The organism is Actinoplanes flavus, assembly GCF_017592555.1.
Classification (GTDB): domain Bacteria; phylum Actinomycetota; class Actinomycetes; order Mycobacteriales; family Micromonosporaceae; genus Actinoplanes; species Actinoplanes flavus.
In genome coordinates this window covers 346,979-354,869 of record NZ_JAGFNS010000005.1, presented here as the reverse complement: position 1 = coordinate 354,869, position 7,891 = coordinate 346,979, and the positions used below count along the sequence as shown (strand labels likewise).

Genomic DNA, 7,891 nt, shown 5'->3' with positions numbered 1-7,891 from the left:
GCCCGCATCGCCCAACGCCTGCTCGCCATGACCGCCGCGATCTGGCACAACCGAACCACCGGACAGCCCCTGACCAGGTCCTTAATCGCGTACGACCACTGACCTCAGTTAGGACTTACTCGTCTAGGTGGCGCGGGCTTTTTCTAGGTGGCGCCGTCGATGATCTCGACGGTGCTCGGCTCTCGGGAGGCGATCGCCTTCCGCGTGCGGGCCGCTGCGGCGCCGTTGCCGGTCACGCCGGCAGGGGATCAACTTCTGGGGTCTCGGCCTCGCGGTCCTTTCGGAGCACACTTCGATGGCGCCCAGCCGGTAGCCGCCATCTGTGGTCTGAGGCAGCGCGGTCCTGACGGAGTTGGGCGCGGGTCTCGCGGTGATCGGCGCGGATCTCCCAGGGATCGGGATGAGCCCAGCGGCGATTGGCACGGGCCTCGCGGAATCCGAAGTGAGCTTTGCAGGAATCGGCACAAGCCTCGCAGGATCCGGGATGAGCCATCCGGCAATCGGGACAGGGCTCACGGAACCCGAGTCAGCCGCGCGAATCGACACCAGCCTCGCCGAATCCGGAATGAGCCATCCGGCAATCGGGACAGGGCTCGCGGGACCCGAGTCAGCGGTGCGGCAATCGACACCAACCTCGCCGGATCCGGGATGAGCCATCCGGCAATCGGGACGGGGGTCGCGGGATCCGGGGTGGCCGTGCGGCGATCGGCGCGGGGCTCGCGAGGTTCGGGGTGGGCGCGGCTGTCGGCGTGGGTCTTGCGGGGATCGGGGTGGGGTTTGTGGGGATCGGCGTGGGGTGGCGGTGGCTGGCGGTTGGCGCGGAGGGTGCAGGGCCGGGTTGTCATGGACCACCGATGTCAGCCCGGCGGGCGCGGCAGAGGCTTGGCGCGGCAGCGGGTCGCGGGGTGCGGCGGAACGGCCGCCGGGTGGTGGGGGCCGGTTCCGCGCGTACCGGAGATCAGATCATCGAGTAGGTCGCCGGAAGCGTGCCCCGGCCGGTGAGAGCGCCCAGCACGGTTTCGCCGTCGCCCAGGGCGACGGCGACGCGGGCGGCGAGTGCGGCGGCCTCGGCGAGGGTGTCCGGGTCCAGGTCGATCGGTACGCCGGCGGCGGTGGCGACGTCGCGGCCGTGGACCACCAGTTCGAAGGTGCGGGTGGGCAGCCAGTCCCGGACCCGCATGCCGCCGGCCGGGGTGGCCACCACGTCGTCGTCGCCGGCTCCGGCCAGCGCGGCGGTCGCCTGGCCGATGTAGCCGCTGACGGCGGTGGCCGGCTGATCGCCGAGGGCGGCTCCGGTGACGCGGGCGTCGTCGGTGGAGGCCTTGCGGGCGGCCGCGACCATCTCGTCGGAGGCCGACCGGACCAGGGCGAAGTAGAACTCGGGACCGGGCACCAGCAATGTGGCGGCGCGGTCGGCGAGGACCGTGGGCACCTGGCGCAGCGCCGAGCTGACGGTGTGGCCGAGCAGGTCGCGCAGCGTCCACTCGCCGAGGCCGGGACCGTCGAGCCGGTCGGTCGGGATGCGGGAGACGAGGTCGGCGAAGGCGATGGCGGCGGAGCGGTACGTGCGGCGGTAGTCCATGTCACCAACCTGCCACGCGGGCCGCCGGTCGCGCGGCCCCGCCGGTAGCCTGCGCCGGTGCTGCTACCCCTGCCGGACGGCGACTTCAAGGCGTATCTGTTCGACTGTGACGGGACGATCACCGATTCGATGCCGGCGCACTACCGGGCGTGGTGCGCGGCGCTCGGCGAGTGGGGTGCGGAGTTCCCGGAGGAGCTGTTCTACGCGTGGGGCGGCCGGCTCGTGGTGGACATCATCGCCGACCTGAACGAGCGGCAGGGCCTGAGCATGCCGGTGGCCGCGGTGGCGGCGCGGCGTGAGGAGCTGTTCCAGGAGCTGCTGACCGAGGTGGAGGCGGTGCCGGGGGTGCTCGAGCACATCGAGGCGTCGTACGGGCGGATCCCGTTCGCGGTGGTGTCCGGCAGCACCCGCGAGTCGGTGACCGCGTCGCTGACCGCGCTCGGCCTGCTGGACCGGTTCGAGGTGCTGGTGTGCGCCGGGGACTACGCGCGCCCGAAACCGGACCCGGAGGGCTATCTGCTGGGCGCCCGGCTGCTCGGCGTGGACCCGGCGGACTGCCTGGTCTTCGAGGACACCGACCTGGGCGTGGCCGCGGCCGAGGCGGCGGGCATGGGATATTCGCGTGTGCCACCGCCGTGGGCACGATAAGAATCGATCCATGATTCATCAGCGGGCGTTGGAGTACCTGCTCGGGCTGCAGGGGGCGGCGCTGCTGCGGTCGTTCACCGAGGAGTCCGATCCGGGGTTCGGCCGGGCCCGGGTGGCCGAGATGCGGCGCCTTCTCGACCGGGCCGAGCTGGACGTCGAGCCGGTGGCCGTCGAGCGGGTGTCGGCCGTCGACGGGTACCGGGTCTGGTCGCGGACCTACGACGAGCCGGGCAACGGGCTGTTCCCGCCGGAGGAGGCGGCGGTCCACGGCATTCTCGGCGGGCTTCCGCCCGGGACGGCGGTGGACGCGGCCTGCGGCACCGGACGGCACAGCGCGTGGCTGGCCGGGCAGGGGCACCGGGTGATCGGTGTGGACGGCTCGCCGGAGATGCTGGAGCGGGCCCGTGAGCGGGTGCCGTCCGGCGAGTTCCACGAGGCGCCGCTGGAGCGGCTGCCGATCCCGGACGCGCACGCCGACATCGTGGTGTGCTCGCTGGCGCTGACCCACGTACGCGATCTGGGCCCGGTGTTCGCCGAGTTCGCCCGGGTGCTGCGGCCGGGCGGGCATCTGGTGGTCTCGGACGTCGCGCGCGAGCTGGCCGCGATCGGCTCGGTGCCCCGGGTGCGCGTCGACGGCGGGCGGCCCGCGCTGCTGGTCGATCATCGGCACCGGGCCTCGGACTATCTCGGCGCCGCGCTTCCGGCCGGTCTGCGGGTGGTGTCGTGCGCCGAGCCGCGGATGTCGCCGCCGGTGCCGCTCGACACGCCGGCGGAGCTGCCGGACACCCTGGAGACCGGGGTGTGGGATCAGTGGCCGTGGTCGCTGATCGGCCTCACCCCCGAGGTGTGCCGTGCGGTGACCGGCGACATGCCCGTACTGATCATCCGGCATTTTCGGCGGGACCCGGATCGATGATCCGGTTGCGGTGGTGCTGGTAGATCACCGAGCTGCGGAACCCGACGATCTCGCGGCGGGGGGAGAACCGGTCCATCAGGAAGGCGTGCAGTCCGTCCACACTGGGCACCGCGACGTGCACCAGGAAGTCGTCGCCGCCGGCCAGCACGAACACCGACAGCACCTCGGGCAGCGCGGCCGCGTAGGCCTTGAAGCCCTCGATCACCTCCCGGTTGAGCGGGCGGACCTGCACGTGCAGCAGCGCCTGGACCTCGCGGCCGAGCGCGGTGAGGCTCACCTCGGCGTGGAAGCCGGTGATCACGCCGCGCTCGCGCAGCAACCGCACCCGTTCGAGGCAGGTCGACGGCGCGACGCCGACCGCGCGGGCCAGGTCGCGGTTGGTCTGCCGGGCGTTCGCCTGGAGTTCCCGCACGATCGCCGAATCAATGTCGTCCACGGCCGCTATTCTTCCTGATCCACCGAACGTCGTTCGGTGAGATCGCCGTGCCGCCGATGGGCGTCCTAGCTTCAAGGCATGTCGCTCGAACATCTGCGTGTGGTGGCGGTTCGTGGTCCACGGTCCGGGTTTCCGGTCATCGTGGCGGTCCATTCGACGGCTCTGGGGCAGGCGATCGGCGGGTGCCGGCTGGCCGTCTACGCCGACTGGCGGGACGGTCTGGAGGACGCGTTGCGGCTGTCCGCCGCGATGACCGCGAAGTCGGCGCTGGCCGGGCTGCCGAACGGCGGCGGCAAGACGGTGGTGGCGCTGCCCGCGGGGGCGGCGCCGGACCGCCGGGCGGTGCTGCACGACGTGGCCGACGTGATCGAGAGCCTGGGCGGGGACTACGCGACCGGGCCGGACGTGGGCACCGGGCCGGACGACATGGTGACGATCGGCGAGCGTACGCCGTACGTGTTCTGCCGCGGCTACGACTCCTCCCCCGGCACCGCCGCGGGGGTGATGGCCGCGTTGCGCGCCGTCGTCGCCGACCGGTTCGGTTCACCGGACCTGGCCGGCCGCAGTTTCGCCGTCCTCGGCGTAGGCCGGGTCGGCGGGCACGTGCTGCGGTTGCTCACCGAGGCGGGCGCACGGGTGGTGGCGGCCGATGTGGACCCGTCACGGCGTACCGTGGCGTCGTCCTTCGGCGCTGCCTGGACCGATCCGCACGGTTGTCTCACCGCCGAGGTGGACGTGCTGGTGCCGGCGGCCCTCGGCGGTGTCCTGACCGGAGAGACCGTGCCGGAGCTGCGCTGTGCGGCGGTCGCCGGGCCGGCCAACAACCAGCTCGACCGGCCGGGCACCGCGACCCTGCTGCACGAGCGGGGCATCCTGTGGGCGCCGGACGTGGTGGTCAGCGCTGGTGGGATCATCCACGCGATCGCCACCGAACTGCACCGGGAGGCGCCGGAGCGGGTGGCGGAACGGATCGCCGGGATCGGGGACACCCTCACCGGGATCCTGGACGCGGCGCGGGAGACGTCGTCCACCCCGGCGGAAGCCGCGGCCCGCCTCGCCGACTGGCTGGTCGGGGCCCGTGGTCCGGCGGTTGACTACGCTGCGGAGATCGCCTGACCTTGGGAGGAGCCGTATGACCGGGTTCGAGAGCATCCCGCCGACCACGCTCGCCGACGTGCTGGACCGCAGCCGGGTGATGGACATCGGCATCCGGCCGCTGTGGACGCCGGTGCCGCGGGTCGCCGGGCCGGCGTTCACGGTGCGCTGCCCGCCCGGGGACAACCTGATGCTGCACGCCGCCATCTACCGGGCCGAGCCGGGTTCGGTGATCGTCGTCGAGTCCGGCGACCTGGACTACGCGCTCGCCGGCGGCAACGTCTGCGCGGTCGCGCACCGGCGGGGTGTGGCGGCGTTCGTGCTCGACGGCCTGATCCGTGACCTGGGCGAGGTCCGGGAGATCGGTTTCCCGGTCTTCGCCCGCGGCGTCATCCCGATTCCCGGCACCAAGTCCGAACCGGGCACCCACCGGGAGCCGGTCCGCTGCGGTGGCGTGGAGGTCGCTCCCGGCGACATCGTGGTCGCCGACGAGGAGGGTGTCGTGGTGGTCCCGGCAGCCCGGCACGACGAGGTGCTCGCCGCCGCGCGGGCGAGGCTGGCCAAGGAGGAGGCCGAGACCCTCGACGACTGGGAGCGGGCGCACCGCGCCCGGATCGACAAGGCGCTCGCCGCCCACGGGCTGAGCCAGAACGGGTAACGGGGCCAGAACGGGTAACGGGGCCAGAACGGGTAACGGGGCCAGAACGGGTAACGGGGTCAGAACGGGTAGGGGCGGGTCTCCTGGCGGGCGGTCACCCACTGGACCTCGGTGAACTCCTCGGCCGCGAAGCCGATGCCGAAACGGCCGGCGCCCGAGTCCTTGACGCCGCCGAAGGGCATCTGGGGTTCGTCGTTGACCGGCTGGTCGTTGACGTGCACGATCCCGGCCCGGAGGCGGCGGGCCAGGTCGAGACCCCGGTACGGGTCGCCGGTGATCACCCCGGCGGTGAGCCCGAAGTCGGAGGCGTTGGCCCGGCGCAGCGCGTCCTCGGCGTCGTCGGCCTCCTCCAGCAGGACGACCGGCCCGAACGTCTCGTCGAAGGCCAGTTCCGCCTCGGGCGGCACACCGGTCAGGACGGTCGGCGGGAAACAGCGCCCGCTGGGCACCCCGCCGGTGAGCAGCCGCGCGCCCAGGTCGACGGCCTCCCGGACCCGGCGTACGAGCAGCGACAGCGCCCACTCGTTGATGACCGGCCCGACGACGGTGGCCGGGTCGGACGGGTCGCCGACCGGCAGTTCGGCGGCGCGGGCGACGAACCGTGCGGTGAAGTCGGGGGCGATCGACCGGTCGACGATGAGCCGGCGGGCGCACATGCAGGTCTGGCCGCTGTGTACGAACGCCCCGTAGACGGCCGCGTCGACGGCCTGGCCGACGTCGGCGTCACCGAGCACGAGCAGCGGATTGTGGCCGCCGAGCTGGAGGACGGCCCGTTTCAGGTGGCGGCCGGCGGTCTCGGCGATCCGCCGCCCGGTGACGGTGGAACCGGTGAAGCTGATCCGCCGGACCCGCGGGTCGGCGATCAGCGTCTCGGCGACGGCGCCGGCCTCACCGGGGGCGTGGGTGACCACGTTGAGGACGCCGTCGGGCAGGCCGGCGTCGGCGAGCAGTTCGGCCCAGAGGGCGCCGCCGGTGAGCGGCGCCTCCTCGGACGGTTTGAGCACGACCGTGTTGCCGGTGGCGATCGGCGCGACGACGGCCCGGCCGGCCAGCACGAGCGAGGCGTTCCACGGGGCGATCGCGGCGACCACGCCGACCGGGCGGCGCATGGCCAGGGCCCGGGTGCCGGCCAGGTCCGAGGGGAGGATCTGGCCGGCTGGCGCGTACGCCAGCCCGGCCGCCTGGCGCAGCAGGTTGACGCAGAAGTCGAGTTGGACGCCGGCGAAGTGCACCCCGCACCCGGTCTCGGCGGCGAGCAGCCCGCGCACCTCGTCGCGCCGCCGGTCGAGCGCGTCGGCGGCCCGCAGCAGGATCCGCTGGCGTTCGACCGGCAGGCTCTGCGCCCAGGCCGGGAAGGCCTTGTCGGCGGCGTCGAGGGCGGCCAGCGCGTCGTCGGCGTCACCGGCGGCGACCCGGGCGAAGACGCGGCCCGTCCACGGGTTCAGCTTGTCGTACGTCCGCCCGTTGGCCGCATCCACCCAGCCCCCGCCGATGTGATGCCGCACGCCCTCAAGAAACACCTGGTCCATCGCGTCGCAGATGGTATCCGACGGGAAGCGGCCGCACCGGGACGAGACTCCACAGCCCGCGTGGCGGGAACAGCGCGAACGCTCCCCGATTTTCTGAAGCAGGTCACACCAGCGGTCAACAGAGCGTTTCAACAGTTCGAACGGCGAGGTTAGGCTGCGCCATGCCCATCGACGACGAAGCCGGTAGCGGGGCCGCGTTCTCCCAGTCCCTGGAGCGCGGCCTGATGATCCTGTCCTCGTTCAGCGAGACCCGGCCGGTGCTGGGCATCGCCGACATCTCCCGTGCCGTGACGCTGAACAAGAGCACCACCTACCGGTACGTGGCGACTCTGGCCCGGCTCGGCTATCTGCACCAGGACCCGGAGACGAAGAAGTACTCGCTCGGGCCGAAGGTGGTCGACCTGGGCTTCGCGGCGCTCAACTCGCTGGAGATCAACCGGGTGGCGGCGCCCTGCCTGCAGAGCCTCGCCGACGAGAGCGGGTACACGGTCAGCATGGCGGTGCTCGACGGGCCGGACGTGGTCTACGTGGAGCGGCGCCGCAGCGGCCGGGCGGCCGGCGGGTTCGCCATCTCGCTGAACCTGCACGTCGGGTCGCGGCTGCCGGCGTACTGCACCTCGATGGGCAAGGTGCTGCTCGCCCACCTGGAACCGGCGGTGCTGCGGGCGCTGCTGGACCGGACCGATTTCGCCCGCCGCGGCCCGAAGACGCTGACCAACCGGGAGCAGTTGACGGCGGCGCTCGCGAAGATCCGGCAGACCGGGGTGGCGGTCAACGACGAGGAGCTGGCGGCCGGGTTGCGCTCGGTGGCGGCGCCGGTGCGGGACCGGACCGGGCGGGTGGTCGCGGCGATCAACATCGCGGTGCACCTGACGGTGTGGGCGACCACCGCGGACACCGTGGTGGCGCGGCTGGAACGTCCGCTGCGGCACACCGCCGCCGAGATCTCCACCCGGCTGGGCTACCGGTAGGTCGCGTTTCACTTTCCGAGCGTGCGTTCGGATAGGTGGAACGGTCCGTTGATCTG

General features: G+C 72.8%; 8 protein-coding genes and 1 pseudogene. 6 read left to right on the top strand and 3 right to left on the bottom strand.

Features of this window, described 5'->3' with window-relative positions; translation table 11 throughout:
* A pseudogene (locus J5X75_RS44125) lies at positions 1 to 102 on the top strand (IS982 family transposase); the annotation flags it as partial.
* An 856-nt stretch (positions 103 to 958) separates the two neighbouring features.
* Here J5X75_RS44125 and J5X75_RS10430 read toward each other — a convergent pair.
* Complete coding sequence (locus J5X75_RS10430) at positions 959 to 1,582, bottom strand: maleylpyruvate isomerase N-terminal domain-containing protein (protein WP_208467126.1); 624 nt, start codon at positions 1,580 to 1,582, stop codon at positions 959 to 961.
* Between the two features lie 57 nt (positions 1,583 to 1,639).
* On the opposite strand from J5X75_RS10430, the gene J5X75_RS10425 reads away from it, so the two are divergent.
* The gene (locus tag J5X75_RS10425) at positions 1,640 to 2,230 is read left to right on the top strand and encodes an HAD family hydrolase (protein WP_208467125.1); all 591 of its coding nucleotides are present in this window, start codon (positions 1,640 to 1,642) and stop codon (positions 2,228 to 2,230) included.
* 10 nt (positions 2,231 to 2,240) lie between these two features.
* Positions 2,241 to 3,146, top strand: a complete 906-nt coding sequence (locus tag J5X75_RS10420) for a class I SAM-dependent methyltransferase (RefSeq protein WP_208467124.1) — start codon at positions 2,241 to 2,243, stop codon at positions 3,144 to 3,146.
* Here J5X75_RS10420 and J5X75_RS10415 read toward each other — a convergent pair.
* The gene (locus tag J5X75_RS10415) at positions 3,112 to 3,582 is read right to left on the bottom strand and encodes an Lrp/AsnC family transcriptional regulator (RefSeq protein WP_307798017.1); all 471 of its coding nucleotides are present in this window, start codon (positions 3,580 to 3,582) and stop codon (positions 3,112 to 3,114) included. The genes J5X75_RS10420 and J5X75_RS10415 overlap by 35 nt on opposite strands.
* A gap of 78 nt (positions 3,583 to 3,660) precedes the next feature.
* Here J5X75_RS10415 and J5X75_RS10410 point away from each other — a divergent pair, with 78 nt between their 5' ends.
* Together J5X75_RS10410 and J5X75_RS10405 are read left to right on the top strand one after the other, a co-directional pair.
* Entirely contained in the window at positions 3,661 to 4,698 is a 1,038-nt protein-coding gene (locus J5X75_RS10410) for a Glu/Leu/Phe/Val dehydrogenase family protein (RefSeq protein ID WP_208467122.1), read from the top strand.
* A gap of 16 nt (positions 4,699 to 4,714) precedes the next feature.
* Positions 4,715 to 5,335 carry an RraA family protein gene (locus J5X75_RS10405; RefSeq protein ID WP_208467121.1) on the top strand — a complete coding sequence of 207 codons (621 nt, stop codon included), beginning with the start codon at positions 4,715 to 4,717 and terminating at the stop codon, positions 5,333 to 5,335.
* A 59-nt stretch (positions 5,336 to 5,394) separates the two neighbouring features.
* Here J5X75_RS10405 and J5X75_RS10400 read toward each other — a convergent pair whose 3' ends face one another.
* Entirely contained in the window at positions 5,395 to 6,864 is a 1,470-nt protein-coding gene (locus J5X75_RS10400; protein ID WP_208467120.1) for an aldehyde dehydrogenase family protein, read from the bottom strand.
* Between the two features lie 161 nt (positions 6,865 to 7,025).
* Here J5X75_RS10400 and J5X75_RS10395 point away from each other — a divergent pair, with 161 nt between their 5' ends.
* Positions 7,026 to 7,835: an IclR family transcriptional regulator gene (locus tag J5X75_RS10395; RefSeq protein ID WP_208467119.1), complete on the top strand. Its 810-nt coding sequence runs from the start codon at positions 7,026 to 7,028 to the stop codon at positions 7,833 to 7,835.
* Positions 7,836 to 7,891: the final 56 nt, after the last annotated feature.

Bases quoted from the DNA above. Each gene is read 5' to 3' on its own strand.
- J5X75_RS10410 (WP_208467122.1), top strand. From the start codon at position 3,661: ATGTCGCTCGAACATCTGCGTGTGGTGGCGGTTCGTGGTCCACGGTCC.
- J5X75_RS10400 (WP_208467120.1), bottom strand. From the start codon at position 6,864: ATGGACCAGGTGTTTCTTGAGGGCGTGCGGCATCACATCGGCGGGGGC.
- J5X75_RS10405 (WP_208467121.1), top strand. From the start codon at position 4,715: ATGACCGGGTTCGAGAGCATCCCGCCGACCACGCTCGCCGACGTGCTG.
- J5X75_RS10430 (WP_208467126.1), bottom strand. From the start codon at position 1,582: ATGGACTACCGCCGCACGTACCGCTCCGCCGCCATCGCCTTCGCCGAC.
- J5X75_RS10420 (WP_208467124.1), top strand. From the start codon at position 2,241: ATGATTCATCAGCGGGCGTTGGAGTACCTGCTCGGGCTGCAGGGGGCG.
- J5X75_RS10395 (WP_208467119.1), top strand. From the start codon at position 7,026: ATGCCCATCGACGACGAAGCCGGTAGCGGGGCCGCGTTCTCCCAGTCC.